The sequence below is a fragment of the Stenotrophomonas sp. genome, from assembly GCF_032099025.1.
GTDB lineage: Bacteria > Pseudomonadota > Gammaproteobacteria > Xanthomonadales > Xanthomonadaceae > Stenotrophomonas.
Genome location: NZ_DAMCID010000021.1, coordinates 51,219 through 69,498, shown reverse-complemented (window position 1 = coordinate 69,498; position 18,280 = coordinate 51,219). Strand labels below are relative to the sequence as shown.

Genomic DNA, 18,280 nt, shown 5'->3' with positions numbered 1-18,280 from the left:
AGCCGACTAACAGTCGGCTCTACCCCGTCGGGTGTGACGCATCGCGCGCTAGCCGACTAACAGTCGGCTCTACCCCGTCGGGTGTGACGCATCGCGCGCTAGCCGACTAACAGTCGGCTCTACCCCGTCGGGTGTGACGCGTCGCGCGCTAGCCGACTAACAGTCGGCTCTACCCCGTCGGGTTCGCCCGCCACCCATAGCGTTTGGCCAGCCCTATCTCCAGCAACACCAGCGCCATCACGATCAGCAGCGGCAGCAACAGGCCGAGGTAAATGCCCGGCATCATCGCGCTGAGCTGCGCCTTGAGCAGGCGGATCACGCCCGTGGTGTGCAGCAGCTCATCCATGCGCATGCTCAGCGCTTCGCGGAACACGCGCTTGTCCACGCCGCTGTGGCCGGCCACTTCCTTGGCCAGGCTGTCTTCCACCCACCGTGACATCAAGGCGCCATGCAGGGCTTCCACGCCACGTCGCGTCCAGCGGGTGGCGAAGCCTTCGCCCTGCAGGTAGTTGGCGCCGGGCAGCGGGTTTTCGGCGAGGTAGTTGTCCACCACCTGGCGGGTGACCTGGTGCAGGGTGGCGTCGCTGCGCATGAGGGCGGCGATGTCCGGGTCGTCGAGGGAATTTTCGAAGTCCACCTGCCAGCTGGCCACGAGGGTCTGCAGGTGCGGCTGGAAGTGATCGATCTGCTTGTACAGGGCGCGCTGCGCGCCGGCGGCGAAGCCGAGCTGCAGGCCGGTGAAGGCGAACAGCAGCGGCAGCAGGACCGCGTGGCAGGCGATGAGCCAGTGGTGCCAGCGGCGCTGGCGGTGGAGCCATTGGCGGCGGCGCAGTGCGTACCAGGTGGCGATGCCGAGCAGCAGGCCCAGCACGGTGCCGAGGAGGCTGCCGCCGATGAGGTCGAGCAGGCTGAGCCCGGTCCAGAATTCCATCATCCAGTAGTGTGCGTCTTGCACGGGGTGCTCCGTTGTTGCGTGGTGCACAGTGTAGAGCCACGCCATGCGTGGCTTCGCGGTGCCGGAGCGGAAAGCGGAGGAGCAGCCGACTAACAGTCGGCTCTACCCAGTCGGCTCTACCCAGTCGGACTAGCCAGTCGGATTTGATTAGCCAGTTGGATTAGCCAGTTGGGTTAGCCGGTCGGGTTAGCCGGTCGGGTTAGCCAGCTCCGAATTACGCGGTCGGCGCAAACAAAAATCCCGCCTTTCGGCGGGATTTCTGCATTCCACATCGTTACCGTTTACGCAGCCGGCTTTTCGCCGGTGGCTTCGGTGGTGATGCGGATGTTCACTTCATCGCTGACGTTCGGGGCATACGCGCCCACGCCGAAATCGCTGCGCTTGATGGTGGTGGTGGCGTCGAAACCAGCGGCCGGAACCTTGGCCATCGGGTGCTCGCCGCCGGCGTTGACGGTGACGTCCAGGGTGACCGGCTTGGTGATGTCCTTGATGGTCAGGTCACCGGTGACGGTCAGCTTGTTGGCGCCCGCCGCTTCCACCTTGGTGCTCTTGAAGGTGGCCGCCGGGAACTTGGCGGCGTCGAAGAAATCGGCGCTCTTCAGGTGTTCGTCGAACTTGGCGGTGAAGCTGTTGAGGCCAGTAAGCGGCAGCTTCACTTCCACGGTGGACTTGGTCACGTCGGCCGCGTCATACACCAGGGTGCCTTCGGCCGCGCCGAAGTGGGCGGTCGGGTGCGAGAAGCCGAAGTGGCTCCACTGGGCCAGCACGTCGGTGTGGCTCGGGTCGAGCTTGTAGGTGCCCGACGCGATCTGGATGGCTTCAGCAGCCGGGGCAGCGGCCGGGGTGGCAGCGGCATCAGCCGGTGCGGTGGCGGCAGCAGCCGGGGTCGCGTCAGCGGCCGGGGCGGCGGTGTCTTCAGCCGGCTTGGAGCAGGCGGCGATGGCCAGGGTGAGGGCCAGCGGCAGCAGCAGTTTGCGGGTCATGGTCATGTCAGGTCTCTCTCGCATTCGTAGGGAAAAGGAAAAGTGGTGCAACAGCCCGTCCGCACGGAGGGGCCCGTAATACCGGCCATCGAGGCAGTTTCCCTCAGGCCGTCGCTGCGCGACGTCGAGAACGGCGCCAGGCCGCTCTCTTCGACGGAAAAACTTATTCGATGCGGGCCGCTTCGTCGAAGGACAGGCGCGGCAGCCGCGGGAACAGGCCCGAAGAATCACCGTACCCCAGATTGACCAGGAAGTTCGACTTGATGGTGGTGCCCTTGAAGAAGGCCTCGTCCACCTTGGCCGGGTCGAAGCCCGACATCGGGCCGGCGTCCAGGCCCAGCGCGCGGGCGGCCAGGATCAGGTAGGCGCCCTGCAGGCTGCCATTGCGGAAGGCCGATTCATGGCGGTTTTCACGCGGGCCGTCGAACCATGCCTTCGCGTCGGTGTGCGGGAACAGGTAGGGCAGCTTTTCGTGGAAGTCTTCGTCGAAGCCAATGATGACGGTGACCGGGGCGGCCAGGGTCTTGTCGTGGTTGCCTTCGGACAGCGCCGGGGCCAGCTTGGCCTTGGCTTCGGGCGACTTCACGAACACGAAACGCGCCGGGCTGCCGTTGGCGGCCGTGGGGCCCCACTTGAGCAGTTCGTACAGGGCCTTCAGCTGGCTGTCTTCGACGGGGGTGTCGAGGAAGGCATTCTGGGTGCGGGCGGTACGGAACAGCTGGTCAAGCGCAGCATCGTTGAGCACGTTGGACATGAAGCCTCCGGAAAGACACTTGGACAAAGAAGGAATCCCGCACGCCTTGGGCTACCTTTACCAGGCACCGCACGGTCGGCGAAGGCTGGCAGTGTAGAGTGTCGCGACTGTTGCAACACCCAGCCTGACTGAAACGAATTAATGCCATACGTGAAACGATGGAGTCCGCCCTGGACGATCACTGACGGCCGTGCCGGCAATGTGCGGCAGGCGGTGGCCCTGGCCACGGCATTGAAGCTGGGGGCACATCGTCCGCTGGTGCTGGTGCCGCGCGCGCCGTGGAAATGGGTGGCGCCGCGCTGGCTGCCGGGTGCGTCTCACGGCTATGGCGACGCATTTGCCACGCTGGTGCAGGACCCACCGGCGCTGGCGATTGGCTGTGGCCGGCAGGCGGCCGGGGCGCTGCGCGAACTGCGCCGGCACGGCAGCAAGGGGGTGCAGATCCTGGACCCGCGCTTGGGCACGCGCCACTGGGACCTGCTGGTAGTGCCCGAACACGACCGCCTGCGCGGCGGCAACGTGCTCACGCTGCTGGGCAGCCTGAACCCGGTGGATGACGACTGGCTGTCGCTGGGCCGCGCGGCCTTCGCCAGCTTCGGCGACCTGCCCGGTCCGCGCACGGCGCTGCTGGTGGGCGGGCCGACGCCGCATGCACCCTGGCACGAACCGGACATGGTGAGCGTCTTCCACCAGCTGGCCGACCAGCTGCGTGCGGAGGGCGGCAGCCTGCTCGCCACCACGTCGCGGCGCACGCCACCGGCGCTGGTGGGCGCGCTGCGCAGTACCTTCGCCGATGTGCCGCACGTGATCTGGGGCGATGGCGGCGACGGGGTGAACCCGTATGCCGGGCTGCTGGGCTGGGCCGAGCGGATTGTGGTGTCACCGGATTCGGTGAACCTGCTGTCCGAAGCCTGCGGCACGCGCCTGCCGGTGGCGGTGGCGCTGGAGAGCCAGGCGCAGGGGCGGATGGTGACGTTCCAGCAGGCACTGCGCGCGCGCGGCCGGCTGCAGGAACGCTGGCTGGACTGGGGCTACCCCGGGCCGATCGAGCCGCTGCGCGAGACCGCACGCATTGCCGCGCAGGTGCGGGCTGCATTGGATATCCCGGCTTAACAACGCGCGTCGCGTGGCTACCGATGGCGGTGCGATGCCGGTAGATTCGAGGTTCACCCAAGGAAGGAGAGTGCGTATGCGCAGTGCTGTGTTGGTGGTGATGGCCGTGCTGGTTGCCGGCTGTTCGAGCATGCCTACCGGGCAGGATGCGGTGTCGTGGAGCTGCCACAAGGAGCTCACCGCGTATCGCAACCAGCCGCCGATGACCGACCAGCAGAAGAAGGAACGCTGGCCGCAGGAACCGCCCGTGCCGGTGAGCGAGCCTTGTGCGCGGGAACTGAGTCGCTGAGTTCGGTGGTGGTCTGGCACCGGGATGACACCCGTGGACCGCGATGACACCCATGGACCTCGATGACACCCATGGACCGCGATGACACCCATGGGGTGCCACTACGGGCCGCCTGTACCGCATCGTCGGTACACGGCCTGATGCCGCTATGATGCCGACGCGGCCCGGTACCGCTGGAGACTGAACTGCAATGGACCTGCCCTACCCCCGCGTGACCTCACGCCTGCCAATGACCCGCCGTGTGCTGCCCGCCCTGCTGTGCGCGGCGCTGTGGCTGGCCGCACCTTGTGTGCAGGCGCAATCGCAACAACCCGAATGCCTGGAGCGCCACCCCACCCCGGCCGCGCTGGCATCCATGTTCGATGTAGCCCAGCGTGCCGATGAAACGCTGGAAGCGCTGGATGGCGTGGATGTGGTGATCATCGCGCGCGGCGGTCAGGACCTCAGCAAATACGGGCTGCGCCACAGCCACCTGGCGTTTGCGATACGCGAGGCCGACGGTAACTGGCGGGCAGTGCACCTGCTCAACCACTGCAAGTCGCCCGAGTCGGCGCTGTTCCACGAAGGGCTGGGCAACTTCATCGGCGAAACCGGTACGCACACCGACCTGCGCGTGGGCGTGCCCACGCCAGCCGTGCGCGCGGCGTTGAAGGCGATGCTCACGCCGCCGGGGATCCAGGCCAAGGCGTTGCACGAGCCGCGCTACAGCGTGGTGGCCTACCCCTTCAGCGAGGAATACCAGAACTCCAACCAGTGGGTGCTGGAAGTGCTGGCGGCGGCGATGGCGCAGTCCCGCGACGGCAGGCTGCTGGTGCGCCGTGCGCAGGTGCAGACGTGGCTGAAGCAACAGAGGTACACGCCGAGTTCGCTGCACATCGGGGTGGGCAAGCGGCTGGGCGCGCGGTTCTTCGCGGCCAATGCGGCCACCACCGACCACCCGGCCAGCGAGCGCATCTCCGGCAACTATTCGGTGGTGACGGTGGAGTCCGTCTTTGATTTCCTGCAGCAGCAGAAGGTGCTGGCGCAGGAAGTGACGGTGGCGCACGAGCCGGTGGCAGGTATGGCCGCGCCAAGGCCGTGACACATTTTCGCGGCACTGGCCTGATGCCGGTACCGCCTTTGCAGAAGGAGTTGGCATGAAGCGTTTTTCGATTCTGGCGGTAGCACTGAGCGTGGCGATTGCAGCACCGCCGGCACACGCGCAGAACTTCACCCCCGGCCAGAAGGCGAGCAGCGTCGTGATGCTGGGCTCGTTCATCAGCGTGGCGGTGATCACCGCGCCGATCTGGCTCACGGCGGCCGGCTTCAAGGAGTCCGGCAAGGGCTCGGAGCGGCGCACGGCGGCCAAGGCGACGGGAACGGGCAACGGCAAGGCCGGGCCGCTGCCGCCGCTGACGGTGGAGAAGGTGGAACGGCAGGCCGACGGTGGCTACCATGTGGCGCTGAAGAACCCGCAATCACCTGATGACCTGGCGGTGGTGCAGTGGCCGGCACGCGACGAGAACCCGGCGCAGGCGCTGAAAGTGGGCGATGTGCTGGACTTCACGCCCACCGAGGCCGGTGCGGGCTGGATGGTGGCCGATGCGCAGGGCGCGACGCTGGCCTTCATGCCCACCACCGATGCGGCTGCCAACAACCTGAGCGAACGCTGGTAGGTGAACCCGCCCGTTACCAGGGCAGCGCGCGGAAGTAGGCGGCAACACTTTCGAAGGCAGGTGCGAACTCAGGCACCTCGCCTTCGATTTCCGACCGCAGCGTGTCGTAATCCTGCTCGGCGCGCGTGGCGATGACCGGGTCATCGAATGCGGCTGCGCTGAGCGGCACATCGCGGTCCTCGCACTTGATGCGAAGATCGCTCAGCACCTCCGCCCGCCATTGGGGCAGATGAAGCTCAGCACGCTGAGTGAGCAGGTAGTTGAGGTCGAAGACGTCCTGCCGACGATTCCGGTTGCGTATGGGTTGCTGCAGCAGCGCACGCATCTTCTCGGCAACGAGGGTGGTCAGCCCGTAGACGCACAGGTGACCGCTTTCACCGATCTCCACCTCTTCGAACGCAGGAATGCGTTCGCGGAAGCTGAAGTCGAGTGACAGTGAGAAAGGCGACTGGCCGGCAACCAGCCTTGGGTGGGCGGCGGTGCCCTTCAGCGCATAGCCGACGCTCATGGCCAGACTTACCCGGGTGCCCTGCCGGTTCGGCTTTACCCGGTGCCCCTGCAGGCGGCATTCCACGTCGTGTCCGAGCAGCTCCCCCATTCCCGGCAGAACCTCAGCCAGCAACGCGAGCGTCTCCTGCTCGGCCGCTTCTGTGAATGGCCTGGGGGTGGAGAAGTCTATGTCGGTGGTGTACCTCGGGCTCGCATAGTGCAGCGCCATCAGTATGCCTCCCTTCATGCACAGCAGCGTGCGAAGCCGGGGTGTTCGTGCAATCGCTTCCAGGACACAATGCACCGCTTGACGCATGACCGCCTGACCGCCTGACGCGGATCCGTGGTACGGACCCATGCAGGGATGTCATGCAGCAGGCTAGGCATTGATCGAAAGACTCCACTTTTCAGAGAACTCTGATGCGTATTCGGCCTGCGCGTCGAGCTTGCGCGAGCCACCGCGTGCAGTATCGGCAACCCACGCATCGATTTCTGGACGTTCTATCCCACATCGTTCATTGAGGATGTAACCGGCACGTACGCGGTCGATCTTTCCGCCGTGTGTATTGAACTCGGCAAGGATGGGCGTGAGGTACATCTGTGCATGTTCTTCGAACACTTCAATGACATGTCGGATGCCACCGCAGAGGTCCGGGCGCTTGATCATGTCGAGGAACGTGCGGCCGATGCCCGTGACGCGAATCGCCCCATCCATGGCATACCGCCAATGCCCGGCTTCCTTGGTGCGCAGGGTTTCGATGACCACGCCGTTGACGCGCTTGATGACCGAGTACTGCAACGGGGGCAGGTCTGCCTCATGAAACGCGGCCAGCTGCCCGCCGAGCTGGTGCTCCATTCTCTGTTCGGCAAGCGTGCGCCACGACGCCGTGTCGAAGGTGACGAAGTAGAGGAGTTTGGGCAGCCGGTTGGTGAGGCCGTGGAACTCCATCGCACTCAGGAACGCGATGTGGCCGAAGGGATCGATGGCGCACATCACTTCCCCTGGGGAGGCGTCCTTCCGGCCGGGCACTCGCATCAGGGATTGGGGCAGGCCCCGTTCCGGCAGGAGAAGGGCACCGCGCTCCAACAGAGCTCTGCGGCCTGAGAGGAAAGCATCCCGGTTCAGGCCACTGCGTGGCCGGCGGATGACTCTGCCCTCGTATTCATCTTTCCCGAGCAGCTGAGTCAGGATGACCGCCAGGCCATGATTACTGATGACCGGCAGGGTGAATTCCTGGCGGATCTTGAGATCGAGGGCGTCGCGCCAGGCTATGGCGGGGAGGTAGGACATGACTACGCTAACCCTCCATGGGCGTTAGTTGGCGTACTATACAATCAACGTCCTAAGGACGTTGATTGTATAGTACGTTGACTGATCGTTTTCAACTCACACCCGTGAAAGGCGACCTCGGATTTCTGGATTGTTAACATCCGGGCGTTATCGCTCGCGTACCATAAGCGTCCTTAGGACGCTTATGGTACGCGAGCCAAGACACCGAGCAGAGGCAGTGGACGCTGGCAACGTCAGGAGAGTGCCTCGATAATGCGCGCCCTCCCCTGCCAGCTGCTCCGCCATGTCCGCGCGCCCTGCCATTGTGTTTGCCCCGTTGACCCTGCGCTCGCTGCTGCTGGCGGTGCTGGCCATGGGTGCGGTGGTGCTGGGCTCGAACGTGCTGGTGCAGTACCCGATCAACGACTGGTTGACCTGGGGTGCCTTCAGCTACCCGGTGGCGTTCCTGGTGAGCAACCTGATCAACCGCCGGTTTGGCCCGGCGGCGGCACGGCGGGTGGCGTGGGCCGGGTTTGCGCTGGCGGTGCTGTTGTCGATCTGGATTGCCACGCCGCGCATTGCGGTGGCGTCGTGCCTGGCGTTCATTGCGGCGCAGCTGCTGGACATCACGGTGTTCGACCGGCTGCGTCGCGGGCACTGGTGGCGCGCGCCGATGGTGGCGACCACGTGCAGTGCGACGTTGGATACGACGATTTTCTGGAGTATCGCGTTCGCCGGTTCCAGTCTGCCGTGGGTGAGCTGGGCGGCGGGCGATCTGGCGGTGAAGCTGGCGATTGGCGTGTTTCTGCTGGCGCCGTTCCGCGCGTTGTTGTGGAAGATGGCGCCGCGGGTGGTGTGACGCGCTGGAAACCTGCCCGCCCGCGGTAGAGCCACGCCCTGCGTGGCTGCGCGGTGCATCCTGTTTTATCTCGGAGAGCAGCCACGCAGGGCGTGGCTCTACGGACGTTGTGTTTTTTGCGCTGTCCGTTGTTCGGTATCGCGTTATCCAGGCGTGCCGTTGAAGGGCAACTCCGCTGCCTCGCATGCGGCGGTGATCACCCGCTGCGCTTCTTCCAGCGCGGGGGTGAGTACGGCCAGCCGTGGCCTTCTATCCAACGTGCACGCCAACCCCACATCCAGCAACGCCGCATGCGCCTCATGCAATGCGTCGCGGGTGCCGCCCGGCAGCCACGCGATGCTGGCCAGCACGTCGATCAGGCTCGGCGTATCGCGCGGCTCCAGCACCTGCGAGTGCACGCCGGCGCTGTCGAGCACGCCGGTCTGCAGCAGGAATTCAAGATCCACGATGCCGCCGGCGCCCTGCTTCAGGTCCCAGCGCGCGGCATCGCTGCGGTCCAGTTCGGTACGCATGCGCGCCCGCATCTTCACCACGTCGGCGTACAGCACGTCACGCTCGCGCGGGCGCGCCAGGGTCTGTGCGCGGATCCGTTCGAAATCGGCCAGCAGGCTGGCGTCGCCGGCGATCCCGCGCGCGCGCACCAACGCCTGGTGCTCCCAGGTCCACGCGCGCTCGCGCTGGTATTCGGTGTAGCTGGCCAGCGACGAGACGAGGCTGCCCTTGCCGCCGTCCGGGCGCAGGCGCACGTCGATGTCGTACAGGCGGCCGGCAGCGGTGACCGCGCCGAGCAGCGCCATTACCTTCTGCGCCAGGCGCGCATACCAGCGGCCGGGGTCGAGCGGGCGCGCGCCGTTGCTGCTGTCCTGGTCGGCCGGGTGGTCGTGCAGGAACACGAGATCCAGATCCGAACCGAAGCCCAACTCCAGCCCGCCCAGGCTGCCGTAGCCGATGATGGCGAAGCGCCCGCCGGGAATGACGCCGTGGGCGCTGCGCATGTCGGCCTCGGCCATGGCGTGCGCGGTCACCACCACGGCCTGGGCCAGCTCGGCCAGCTGGCGGGTGCTGTCCACGGCGCGCTGGCGGCCGTCGAGGGTGGCCAGCGCCATGCGGAAGCTGAGCGCGAGCCGGGTTTCATTGAGCAGGCGCAGCGCGCCTTCGGGATCGTCCACGGCCAGCGCGGCATCGCATTCGGCCTGCATGGCGGCGGCATCGGGAATGGGACCGGACACGCGCACGTCGAGCAGTTCGTCGAGCAGCAGCGGGTACGCCGCGATGCGCTCGGCCAGCAGCGCGCTGCGCGCCAGCACGTTGACCAACCGCGCCAGCGCGCTGGGTTGTTCGTCCAGCAGCGCCAGGTAGCTGGTGCGGCGCAGGATGGCCTGCAGCAGGCCGAGCACGCGCTTGAGTGCGGCGTCGGGCTGCGGCGAGCGTGTGGCGGCGTGCAGCAGCGCGGGCAGCACGCGCTTGAGTGCGGCGTCGGGCTGCGGCGAGCGTGTGGCGGCGTGCAGCAGCGCGGGCAGCACGCGGTCCAGGCGGGCGCGGGCGCTGTCGGACAGCGACTTCACGCCCAGCGACTGGGCGAAATCGCGCAATGACTGGTCGGCGCCCTGCGGATCGTGGAAGCCGGCGTCGGCCAACACCTCGGCGCTGCCGCCGTCGGGCAGGCCACGCCAGTAGCTGGCCAGTGCGTCCGGCGCGGCCTGGCCGGCGCGCGGGGCAAGCAGTGCGGCAAATTCGGTGCTGACCCGCTGGCGCTGCACATCCAGTGCGGCCACCAGCGCGTCCCAATCGGCGTAGCCCAGGCCACAGGCGATGCGCAGGCGGTCGGTGGGGTCGGTGGGCAGGGCGTGGGTCTGGGCGTCGCGCAGCATCTGCAGGCGGTTCTCCACGCGGCGCAGGAACGCGTACGCGTGCAGCAGGTCGTCGCCATCCTGCGCGGCCATCTGCCCGCACGCGACCAGGGCCGGCAGTGCGTGCAGCAGGCGGCGCTCGCGCAGCGAGGCCTCGCGGCCACCGCGGATGAGCTGCAGGGCCTGGGAAAGGAATTCGATCTCGCGAATGCCACCGGGACCGCGCTTGATGTCATCGAACATGTCGCGGCGCGAGACTTCGGCGGTGATGGCCGCCTTCATTTCGCGCAGGCCGTCGAGCGCGGTGAAGTCCAGGTAGCGCCGGTACACGAAGGGGCGCAGGGTCTGCAGCCACGCTTCGCCGGCGGCGATGTCGCCGGCCACGGCGCGCGCCTTGAGCCACGCGTAGCGTTCCCAGTCGCGGCCCTCGCGCTGGAAGTACTGGTCCATGCCGGCGAACGACAGCGCCACGCGCCCGGCGCTGCCGAACGGTCGCAGGCGCAGGTCCACGCGGTGGCAGAAGCCGTCCACGGTGGTTTCATCGAGCAGCCGCGCCAGCCGCTGGCCGAGCCGGGCGAAGTATTCCTCGGCGGCCAGGGGACGTGCACCGTCGGATTCGCCGCCCTGCGGGTAGGCGTAGACGAGGTCGACGTCGGAACTGAAGTTCAGTTCGCCGCCGCCGAGCTTGCCCAGGCCGAACACCACCAGCTGCTGGGCGCTGCCGTCGGCGGCGCGGACCACGCCGTGGCGGCTGGCGAATTCCTGCTCAAGCGCGGTGAGCGCCAGCGCCATGCAGTCTTCGGCCAGCACGGTGGCGCCGGCCAGGGTGGCCGGCACGTCGTCCAGCGCGGCCAGGTCGCGCCAGATCAGCCGGGTGGACGCGGCGGTGCGGTAGCGGCGCAGGCGCACGGGCCATTCGGTGGGCTGCTGCGGGTCCAGCACGGGCAACGGCAGCGGCGGGCAGTCCGGCAGGGTCAATTGCGACAGCAGTGCGGGCTGCCGGCACAGGGTATCGATGGCGAAATCGCTGGTGATGGCGAGCAGGCGCAGCTGGTTGACCACGGGTTCTGGCGGCGGCCAGCTGCCTGAGTCATTCAGGCTGAGCGCAAGGCGGGCAAGCGCGCGGTCGACCAGGGGAACGAGGGCGGCGGGGACGGCATCGGCAGGAATCGGCATAAGGCGATTATGCATGGGGCGGTTGGGGACGGTCGGGCGATGACCTTGCGCGTGGGACACGCATGGCGTGTCGCTACGCGGGCCCGGCGCGTACGGACACGCCATGCGTGTCCCGAGATGACGGCCGAAACCCGTAGGGGCACGCCATGCGTGTCCCCGCGATACCGGCCGAAGCCCGGTAGAGCCACGCCCTGCGTGGCTGCCGTTCTCGTAGATCTCCAGAGAATCAGCGCCGTTCACCAAATCCCAGACATAAAAAAGCCCGCTTGCAGCGAACTGCCAGCGGGCTCTGCTCCCTCCCCCACGTCGGGATGCAGGGCGATCTTCTAGGCTCGGCGAACAACTTGCACGCTGCACTGCAAAACAATACCGGCGGGTACAGAAGGCATCATTTTGCTGAACAGGCACCCGGGCGTCTGAAAACGCCATGCCACCTTGGTCGCACCCCGGCAGGGCCGGTGATGGTCGATAATGAAACTCCCCCAGAAAACGTAGTCGTCATGTCCGTAGATCGCATTGCCGACGCGCGCCTGCGCGATCGCGTTGTATCGGCCGAGGCCGCCGCCGCCCTCATTCAGCCGGGTGAAACCGTGGCCATGAGCGGCTTCACCGGCTCCGGGTATCCCAAGGCAGTGCCGGTGGCGCTGGCACAGCGGATCGAGGCGTTCCACGCACAGGACCTGCCCTTCCAGATCAGCCTGATGACGGGTGCCTCGACGGCGCCGGAACTGGACGGTGCACTGGCCAAGGCCGATGGCATCGCGATGCGCATGCCGTTCCAGAGCGATCCGTACGCACGCAACCGCATCAACGAAGGCAAGCTGGATTACATCGACATCCACCTCAGCCACGTGGCGCAGCACGTGTGGTTCGGGTTCTACGGCGAGATCGATACGGCAGTGATCGAGGTCTCGGCGATCCGCGAAGACGGCTCGCTGGTGCCCTCCACGTCGGTGGGCAACAACAAGACCTGGCTGGACCTGGCCAAGAAAGTGATTGTCGAGGTCAACGAGTGGCAGCCGGCCGGCGTGGACGGCATGCACGACATCTACTACGGCACGGCGCTGCCGCCATTCCGCAAGCCGATTCCGCTGGTGCATGCCAACGACCGCATCGGTGAAACGGCGCTGCGCTGCGATCCGGACAAGATCGTGGCGGTGGTGCGCACCAACGGCCCGGACCGCAACAGCCCGTTCAGCCCGATCGACCGCAGCAGCGAGCAGATCGCCGAATACCTCATCGACTTCCTGAAACATGAAGTGGCCAAGGGCCGGTTGCCGGCCAACCTGCTGCCGCTGCAGAGCGGCGTGGGCAACATTCCCAATGCGGTGCTGGCGGGACTGGCCAAGAGCGGTTTCCGCGACCTGACCGCGTTCACCGAAGTCATCCAGGACGGCATGCTGGACCTGCTGCGCGACGGGGTGCTGAGCTACGCCTCGTGCACGGGTTTTGCGCTGAGCCCGCAGGCCAATGAAACGTTCAAGGAGCACATCGACTTCTACCGCGAGCGCATCATCATGCGCACGCAGGAGATCTCGAACCATCCGGAGCTGGTGCGCCGGTTGGGCTGCATCGGCATGAACGGGATGATCGAGGTGGACCTGTACGGCAACGTCAATTCCACGCACGTGATGGGCACGCGGATCATGAACGGCATTGGCGGTTCGGGTGATTTCGCCCGCAACGGCTTCCTGTCGGCCTTCCTGAGCCCGTCCACGGCGAAGAACGGCACCATTTCGGCGATCGTGCCGATGGTGAGCCACGTGGACCACACCGAGCACGACGTGTCGGTGATCGTGACCGAGCAGGGCTTGGCCGACCTGCGCGGGCTGCCGCCGCGCAAGCGCGCGCGGGTGGTGATCGACAACTGCGCGCACCCGGATTTCCGCGACCAGCTCAACGATTATTTCGAGCGCGCCAGCCGCGATAGTTATGGCAAGCACACACCGCATCTGTTGCCGGAAGCGCTGTCGTGGCACCAGCGGTGGTTGGATACGGGCACGATGAAGGTGTGATGGGATGCAACGAAAAACGCCGGGAATTCCCGGCGTTTTTCTATCATCTGCGCAGGCGGTCCAACGATTCCTGCTGCAGCCGTTCGTAGATCGCGAACTCGTCTTCGACCTTCATGCCCAGCGCCTGCTCGAACGCATCGCGGTTGGCATGCGCGGCATACGCACGCTGCTCTTCGCCGCCAAGGTTGGATTGGAAGATGCCTGCAGCACTGACCGGCAGGAAATCTTCGTAGACGATCGGGTCGGCGCTGGCCAGGCCGGCCGCCACCAGCGTTTCGGCCGGCAGCTCGCCCACGGCGGCGGGAGTGGCGCGGCCCGCTTCGGTGAGCGCGTAGCGGTAGTACCCCAACCCTTCGCGGCGCAGGGTGTCGTGGTCGTCCGGGAACTGCACGAATGCTGCGGCCAGGCGGGTTGGATAGTCCTGGCTGGTGCTGCCATCGCCGCCGGCATCACGTGCCTGGCCCAGCAACTGGTCGTACAGCGCGCGCCCCTTGGGCGTCAGCGCCAGGCCGCGCTGTTCGATCTCGCCGAAGCGCGCGGTGTGGGTGCCGGCATCGCCGCCGCCGTCGGTAGGGAAGTTCACCGTTTCCTGCAGCGCTTTGAAGCTGGTCTGGCGCAGCAGGATCGGGCAGCGGCGCGGCGGCGGGCCTTCGACCACGGCCTTGGCGTCGATGCCACGGGCGAGCATGGCGGCCTGCGCGGCGTCGATGTCCAGCGTGCGCGGGGTGAGGTGGTTGATGTGTGGGCCACGGAAGCTGACCACGTCGGCCACCAGGCGGTGGGCCGCGCTCAGGGCGTGGTAGGTGGCCAGCGACACGGTGGCGTCGCTGTGCCAGCGGAAGGTCTCCAGCGTGGCCAGGACGAAGCGGCGGGCATCGGCTTCGGCCAGGCCGCCGTCGCGCTCGGCCTGGGCAATCAGTGCCAGCGCCTCGTCGGTGAAGATGCGGCGACGCGCGAGGATGCGCGCCGATTCCTCGCGCAGCACTTCATCGTCGATCAGCTCCAGGCGCAGCAGCGAGGTAAACACGCGGAACGGGTTGGCGGCCAGCGCGGGTGCGGTGCGCGGGCGGAACGCGGTGGAATGCACCGGCACGCCGGCCACGGACAGGTCGTAATAGCCGACCGGATGCATGCCCATGACGGCGAACAGGCGGCCCAGCGTGGCGAGCTCTTCGGCCGTGCCGACGCGGATGGCGCCGTGGCGTTCCTGCGCCAGGCGCGCGCGTTCGGCATTGCGGTCCAGCTGCGCGGCCAGCGCCGGGTCGGCGGTGAGCACGGCGTCGTTGATCTCGGCCACCAGGTCGACCAGGGTGCCGTACAGCGGCACTTCGGTGCGGTACATGGTGGACATGGCCTGGGCGAACAGGCTGCGGATATCGTCGGGTGAAACGAAACGGTCGGCGCTCATTACGTACTCGGCAACGGATCACGGGGGAAGGCAGTCGCGCATTGTCGCGCAGGCGAACGGTGGCCGGCGAGGTGCAGAGCAGCATTGGGGGCCGAAGGTTGGCCGGCGCACGGCAGCCACGCAGGGCGTGGCTCTACGGGCGCGGTAGAGCCACGCCCTGCGTGGCTGCGCGGTACGTCAGCGCCCAGCCGGCGCCGAATTGACCGCCGCGCGGTCGCGCTGGGCGCGGTCGCCCAGCTGGCGCTTGAGGGTGGCGTCCAGAGTCACCGGGCGGTCCCAGTGGTCGTGGCTGGCGACGATGGCATGGCGCAGCGCGCGCCAGTGCAGGTTGCTGGGCGTGACCGGCATCTGCGCCACTACATCGGACCAGCGCTTGTCGGCGCCCTCGTCAGGCACGGTGCGCGACCAGGCGCGCACGGCGTCGCGGCACGAATGCTCGGTCACCTTGGCCCAGAAGCAGGCGAAGTAGATGTCACCCGCCTGCCAGCCATGGGTGAACATCAACGCGGCCACATAGCCCCGCGATACGCCGGCATACCGCGATACTTCGTCCAGGAAGCTGTCCGGGTAGCGCTCGGCGTAGTGGTTGATGTCCTGCAGCTGGGTGTCTACCCAGGCATCCCCGGTGTGGACACGGTATGCCTCGGACTTTTCAGCGGTCTGCTGTGCGGTGGCCAGCAACGGCAGCCACAGCAGCAGCACAAGCAGCAGACGGGGCAGGCGCTTCACCGGCTCAGCCGCCCGCCGCCTTGGCTTCGATGGCGCGCAGCGCCTGCGGCCAGTCGAAGGCGGTAGCGGCCTCGACCATGCGCGGCTCGTCGGCGGCCACGCCATGCTGGGTTTCATGCGCCCAGGTGACGGCGTACGGGGTGTGGATACCCCAGCCGCCGAGGGTGACCACGGGTTCGATGTCCGAGCGCAGCGAGTTGCCCACCATGACGAAGCGCTGCATGGGCAGGTCGAACTCTTCCAGCACGCGTGCGTAGGTTTCCGGATCCTTCTCGGACACGATCTCGATGCGCGGGAACAGATCGCGCAGGTTGGCGACCTTGATCTTGGCTTCCTGGTGGAACAGGTCACCCTTGGTGATCAGCACGATCGGGTAGTCGCGCGCGATCTCGGCCACCGATTCGGACACGCCGTCGATGAGTTCGACCGGATGGCGCAGGGTGTCGTGACCGATGTCGAGGATCAGCTGCAGGTCGCGCGCGGCGATGGTCTTCTGGGTGATCTCGATGGCCGCTTCGAGCATCGACAGGGTCATGCCCTTTACGCCGTAGCCGAAGACGCCGAGGTTGCGCTGCTGCACTTCAAGCAGGTGGCGCGCGGTGGCGGTGTCGTGCACGTCGATGTAGCGCGACAGGATGTCGAGGTAATCCTGCTCGGCCTTGCGGTAGTAATCCTCGCTCTTCCACAGCGTGTCGTCACCGTCAAAACCGACCAGACCGATGGCGCCGTTGGGCGTGGGCATGGAGGTCATCATGCGGCAAGGATAGCAAGGACTGAAAAGGGGACGGAGGACGTTGATTGGCCAATTAACGTCCTCCGTCCCCTTTTTGGGAGGAAGGGCGGCGTGGCCGCCCTTCCGGGTCCGATACCGTTGTCCAGCGGTTTCGGGGTGGTGCGGGTTTTACGGGCGCCGGTTGGGGCAGCCGATCGACACAGTCGGCTCTACACAGTCGGCACGGTGAAGCTGGCTGGATCAGCGGCCCGGGGCGGCGTTGCCGCCTGCGGCGGCGCCCTGCTGGGCGGCCACGTAGGCCTTGTACTCGTCCGGGGTGAGCTTGCCGTCCTTGTTGGTGTCGGCCTGGTCGAAGACCTGGGCAAGGCCTGCGTTTACCTGGGCCTCGGGCTTGCTGATGCTGCCGTCGCCGTCGGTATCCACGCTGGCCCAGGTCTGGCCACCACCACCACCGGCCTGCGAGGAGGCCTGGGCGGCTGCGCCGGATGCCGCGTCCGCTGCCTGGTCAGCCTGTGCCGCTGCCTGCTGCGCCTGCGCGGCCTGGTTCTGGGCCTGCGCGGCGCTCTGCTGCGCGGTCTGGGCCATCGCCGGAATGGCCAGCACACTGCCTGCGGCGACGATCAGGGCGATCAGGGGCTTGCGGTTGCGAATAGTCATTGGGTGGTCTCCTTGATGGGGTCTTGCACGGTTCGTTGTTTCCGCACGACCCCACACTGCCAGCCCGTTTGTGAATCGATCTTGCGCCGCGATCGGCGTGCGCACGCGCTCTTAACCACCCGCGCGCAGCGCTGCATTACCCGTGCAGTTACGCGCAGGTGAGCGATTGGTAAGACAGGCATTCAACGCGGCCGGATTTAACCGGAAGCAAACGAAACCTCAGGCATCGCTGGCGCTTTTTTCGCCTGAGCGGGAACTGAATATGAGCCAGCCCAGCGCAACACCGGACAGCGCCCCCACCACTTCCAGCACCACGCGCGAGCCGAGTTCGTTCGGATCGTGGATGGTGGCCAGGAACATCCGCGCGAACATCGGCGACTCCAGCCGCATCACCCCCATGTAGAACAGCTTCCACGCATCGATGCCGGCCGAGATGACCACACCGATCACGCACGCCCAGCCAATGGCATAGCCGTCCGACCACCCTGCCCAGCGGCACACCCGGTGCCACAGTGCGTACACCAGCAGGCCGATCAGCAGGGCGATCAGCCCGGCCTCCAGCGTGCCCAGCAATCCAAAGTGCAACGGCAGGTTCATGGTGGTCCGTGGGTTCGGTGAGCGCGCATTGTAGCGGCGCGCTGGCCTGCACCGGGCACGGGCCGCTCAGCGCACCGGCACGTCGTAGGCGGTGGTGGGGCTGGGCTCGGGCGTGAGGGTGAAGTGCCACCACTCCTGCGGGTAGTTGGTGAAGCCCTCGCGCTCCATGGCCTTCAACAGGATCTGCCGGTTCTGGTACTGGGTGAGGGTGATGTCGGCGGCGTCAGTGTTCGCGCTCGGGCCGAAGTAGTCGAAGTCGGTGCCCATGTCGAGCGCGGTGCAGGTATCACCGCTGCACTGAAGCAGGCCCAGGTCGACGGTGGCGCCACGGCTGTGCCCGGAGGTCTCGGCGATGTAGCCGCCCAGCAGCTGCGGCTTGTCCAGCCCGGGGTACTGCAACGCCTTGCGCGACTGTTCGCGCGGATCGTTGGCCCACTCCACGAAGGAATGCACCGACTGGGCGGGGCGATAGCAGTCGAACAGCTGCAGGGCGTAGCCTTCGGTGCGCAGCTGCGCGTCCACCTTCGCCAGTGCCTGCGCGGCTGGCGCGAGCAGGTAGCACTTCTCGGCCTCATAGCCGGGCACCGGGCGGCCGGTGAAATTGTTGCTGCCGGCGTAGCGGATGTCCTGCTGGATTTCGGGCACCAGCGTGCGGATGTCGACCATGCCGGCCTCCTCCGGGGTACTCACCGGCACGACGGTGACGGCCTGCGCCAGGGCAGGCGTCATCGCCAGGGCATACAGCAGG

Annotated in this window: 18 protein-coding genes; 6 read left to right on the top strand and 12 right to left on the bottom strand. The window is 66.9% G+C overall.

Annotated elements, in window-relative coordinates; all coding sequences use genetic code 11:
• Positions 1-169: 169 nt before the first annotated feature.
• The 3 genes from RT456_RS14685 to RT456_RS14675 form a co-directional block, all read right to left on the bottom strand.
• Complete coding sequence (locus tag RT456_RS14685; RefSeq protein WP_313347782.1) at positions 170-955, bottom strand: hypothetical protein; 786 nt, start codon at positions 953-955, stop codon at positions 170-172.
• 281 nt (positions 956-1,236) lie between these two features.
• Positions 1,237-1,944 carry a YceI family protein gene (locus RT456_RS14680; RefSeq protein ID WP_313347781.1) on the bottom strand — a complete coding sequence of 236 codons (708 nt, stop codon included), beginning with the start codon at positions 1,942-1,944 and terminating at the stop codon, positions 1,237-1,239.
• 157 nt (positions 1,945-2,101) lie between these two features.
• Positions 2,102-2,692, bottom strand: a complete 591-nt coding sequence (locus tag RT456_RS14675) for a malonic semialdehyde reductase (protein WP_313347780.1) — start codon at positions 2,690-2,692, stop codon at positions 2,102-2,104.
• Positions 2,693-2,833: 141 nt separating this feature from the next.
• Here RT456_RS14675 and RT456_RS14670 point away from each other — a divergent pair, with 141 nt between their 5' ends.
• The 4 genes from RT456_RS14670 to RT456_RS14655 all read left to right on the top strand — a co-directional run bounded on the left by RT456_RS14670 (position 2,834) and on the right by RT456_RS14655 (position 5,749).
• A complete protein-coding gene (locus RT456_RS14670; RefSeq protein ID WP_313347779.1) occupies positions 2,834-3,805 on the top strand; it encodes a mitochondrial fission ELM1 family protein in 972 nt (323 codons plus the stop codon).
• Between the two features lie 76 nt (positions 3,806-3,881).
• Positions 3,882-4,094, top strand: a complete 213-nt coding sequence (locus RT456_RS14665; RefSeq protein WP_313347778.1) for a hypothetical protein — start codon at positions 3,882-3,884, stop codon at positions 4,092-4,094.
• Between the two features lie 190 nt (positions 4,095-4,284).
• Entirely contained in the window at positions 4,285-5,175 is an 891-nt protein-coding gene (locus tag RT456_RS14660; RefSeq protein ID WP_313347777.1) for a DUF2145 domain-containing protein, read from the top strand.
• A gap of 55 nt (positions 5,176-5,230) precedes the next feature.
• Positions 5,231-5,749 carry a hypothetical protein gene (locus tag RT456_RS14655; protein WP_313347776.1) on the top strand — a complete coding sequence of 173 codons (519 nt, stop codon included), beginning with the start codon at positions 5,231-5,233 and terminating at the stop codon, positions 5,747-5,749.
• Between the two features lie 13 nt (positions 5,750-5,762).
• On the opposite strand, the gene RT456_RS14650 is transcribed toward RT456_RS14655, so the two are convergent.
• Positions 5,763-6,467 (bottom strand): nucleotidyl transferase AbiEii/AbiGii toxin family protein, encoded by a 705-nt coding sequence (locus RT456_RS14650; RefSeq protein ID WP_313347775.1) that lies wholly within the window; start codon positions 6,465-6,467, stop codon positions 5,763-5,765.
• Positions 6,468-6,617: 150 nt separating this feature from the next.
• Positions 6,618-7,529 (bottom strand): hypothetical protein, encoded by a 912-nt coding sequence (locus tag RT456_RS14645; protein ID WP_313347774.1) that lies wholly within the window; start codon positions 7,527-7,529, stop codon positions 6,618-6,620.
• A gap of 283 nt (positions 7,530-7,812) precedes the next feature.
• Here RT456_RS14645 and RT456_RS14640 point away from each other — a divergent pair, with 283 nt between their 5' ends.
• Positions 7,813-8,367: a queuosine precursor transporter gene (locus RT456_RS14640; RefSeq protein WP_313347773.1), complete on the top strand. Its 555-nt coding sequence runs from the start codon at positions 7,813-7,815 to the stop codon at positions 8,365-8,367.
• Between the two features lie 143 nt (positions 8,368-8,510).
• On the opposite strand, the gene glnE is transcribed toward RT456_RS14640, so the two are convergent.
• Entirely contained in the window at positions 8,511-11,393 is a 2,883-nt protein-coding gene (gene glnE, locus RT456_RS14635; RefSeq protein WP_313347772.1) for a bifunctional [glutamate--ammonia ligase]-adenylyl-L-tyrosine phosphorylase/[glutamate--ammonia-ligase] adenylyltransferase, read from the bottom strand.
• Between the two features lie 500 nt (positions 11,394-11,893).
• Between glnE and RT456_RS14630 the strand changes: the two genes are divergently transcribed.
• Complete coding sequence (locus RT456_RS14630; RefSeq protein WP_313347771.1) at positions 11,894-13,408, top strand: acetyl-CoA hydrolase/transferase family protein; 1,515 nt, start codon at positions 11,894-11,896, stop codon at positions 13,406-13,408.
• 43 nt (positions 13,409-13,451) lie between these two features.
• Here RT456_RS14630 and RT456_RS14625 read toward each other — a convergent pair whose 3' ends face one another.
• The 6 genes from RT456_RS14625 to RT456_RS14600 all read right to left on the bottom strand — a co-directional run bounded on the left by RT456_RS14625 (position 13,452) and on the right by RT456_RS14600 (position 18,261).
• Positions 13,452-14,816 (bottom strand): VOC family protein, encoded by a 1,365-nt coding sequence (locus RT456_RS14625; RefSeq protein ID WP_313347770.1) that lies wholly within the window; start codon positions 14,814-14,816, stop codon positions 13,452-13,454.
• 177 nt (positions 14,817-14,993) lie between these two features.
• Positions 14,994-15,545: a hypothetical protein gene (locus RT456_RS14620; RefSeq protein WP_313347769.1), complete on the bottom strand. Its 552-nt coding sequence runs from the start codon at positions 15,543-15,545 to the stop codon at positions 14,994-14,996.
• Between the two features lie 4 nt (positions 15,546-15,549).
• The gene (locus RT456_RS14615; RefSeq protein WP_313347768.1) at positions 15,550-16,299 is read right to left on the bottom strand and encodes an HAD family hydrolase; all 750 of its coding nucleotides are present in this window, start codon (positions 16,297-16,299) and stop codon (positions 15,550-15,552) included.
• 219 nt (positions 16,300-16,518) lie between these two features.
• On the bottom strand, positions 16,519-16,935 hold the full coding sequence (locus RT456_RS14610; protein WP_313347767.1) for an EF-hand domain-containing protein: 417 nt from the start codon (positions 16,933-16,935) through the stop codon (positions 16,519-16,521).
• 219 nt (positions 16,936-17,154) lie between these two features.
• Positions 17,155-17,532, bottom strand: coding sequence for a hypothetical protein (locus RT456_RS14605; RefSeq protein ID WP_313347766.1), 378 nt, complete (start codon positions 17,530-17,532; stop codon positions 17,155-17,157).
• 66 nt (positions 17,533-17,598) lie between these two features.
• Entirely contained in the window at positions 17,599-18,261 is a 663-nt protein-coding gene (locus tag RT456_RS14600; RefSeq protein ID WP_313347765.1) for a M15 family metallopeptidase, read from the bottom strand.
• Positions 18,262-18,280 lie beyond the last annotated feature (19 nt).

What these genes read in the sequence shown, in the direction of transcription:
- RT456_RS14680 (WP_313347781.1), bottom strand. Translation starts at nt 1,944, where the DNA reads ATGACCATGACCCGCAAACTGCTGCTGCCGCTGGCCCTCACCCTGGCC.
- RT456_RS14675 (WP_313347780.1), bottom strand. Translation starts at nt 2,692, where the DNA reads ATGTCCAACGTGCTCAACGATGCTGCGCTTGACCAGCTGTTCCGTACC.
- RT456_RS14670 (WP_313347779.1), top strand. Translation starts at nt 2,834, where the DNA reads ATGCCATACGTGAAACGATGGAGTCCGCCCTGGACGATCACTGACGGC.
- RT456_RS14665 (WP_313347778.1), top strand. Translation starts at nt 3,882, where the DNA reads ATGCGCAGTGCTGTGTTGGTGGTGATGGCCGTGCTGGTTGCCGGCTGT.
- RT456_RS14660 (WP_313347777.1), top strand. Translation starts at nt 4,285, where the DNA reads ATGGACCTGCCCTACCCCCGCGTGACCTCACGCCTGCCAATGACCCGC.
- RT456_RS14655 (WP_313347776.1), top strand. Translation starts at nt 5,231, where the DNA reads ATGAAGCGTTTTTCGATTCTGGCGGTAGCACTGAGCGTGGCGATTGCA.
- RT456_RS14650 (WP_313347775.1), bottom strand. Translation starts at nt 6,467, where the DNA reads ATGGCGCTGCACTATGCGAGCCCGAGGTACACCACCGACATAGACTTC.
- RT456_RS14645 (WP_313347774.1), bottom strand. Translation starts at nt 7,529, where the DNA reads ATGTCCTACCTCCCCGCCATAGCCTGGCGCGACGCCCTCGATCTCAAG.
- RT456_RS14640 (WP_313347773.1), top strand. Translation starts at nt 7,813, where the DNA reads ATGTCCGCGCGCCCTGCCATTGTGTTTGCCCCGTTGACCCTGCGCTCG.
- glnE (WP_313347772.1), bottom strand. Translation starts at nt 11,393, where the DNA reads ATGCCGATTCCTGCCGATGCCGTCCCCGCCGCCCTCGTTCCCCTGGTC.
- RT456_RS14630 (WP_313347771.1), top strand. Translation starts at nt 11,894, where the DNA reads ATGTCCGTAGATCGCATTGCCGACGCGCGCCTGCGCGATCGCGTTGTA.
- RT456_RS14625 (WP_313347770.1), bottom strand. Translation starts at nt 14,816, where the DNA reads ATGAGCGCCGACCGTTTCGTTTCACCCGACGATATCCGCAGCCTGTTC.
- RT456_RS14615 (WP_313347768.1), bottom strand. Translation starts at nt 16,299, where the DNA reads ATGATGACCTCCATGCCCACGCCCAACGGCGCCATCGGTCTGGTCGGT.
- RT456_RS14610 (WP_313347767.1), bottom strand. Translation starts at nt 16,935, where the DNA reads ATGACTATTCGCAACCGCAAGCCCCTGATCGCCCTGATCGTCGCCGCA.
- RT456_RS14605 (WP_313347766.1), bottom strand. Translation starts at nt 17,532, where the DNA reads ATGAACCTGCCGTTGCACTTTGGATTGCTGGGCACGCTGGAGGCCGGG.
- RT456_RS14600 (WP_313347765.1), bottom strand. Translation starts at nt 18,261, where the DNA reads ATGACGCCTGCCCTGGCGCAGGCCGTCACCGTCGTGCCGGTGAGTACC.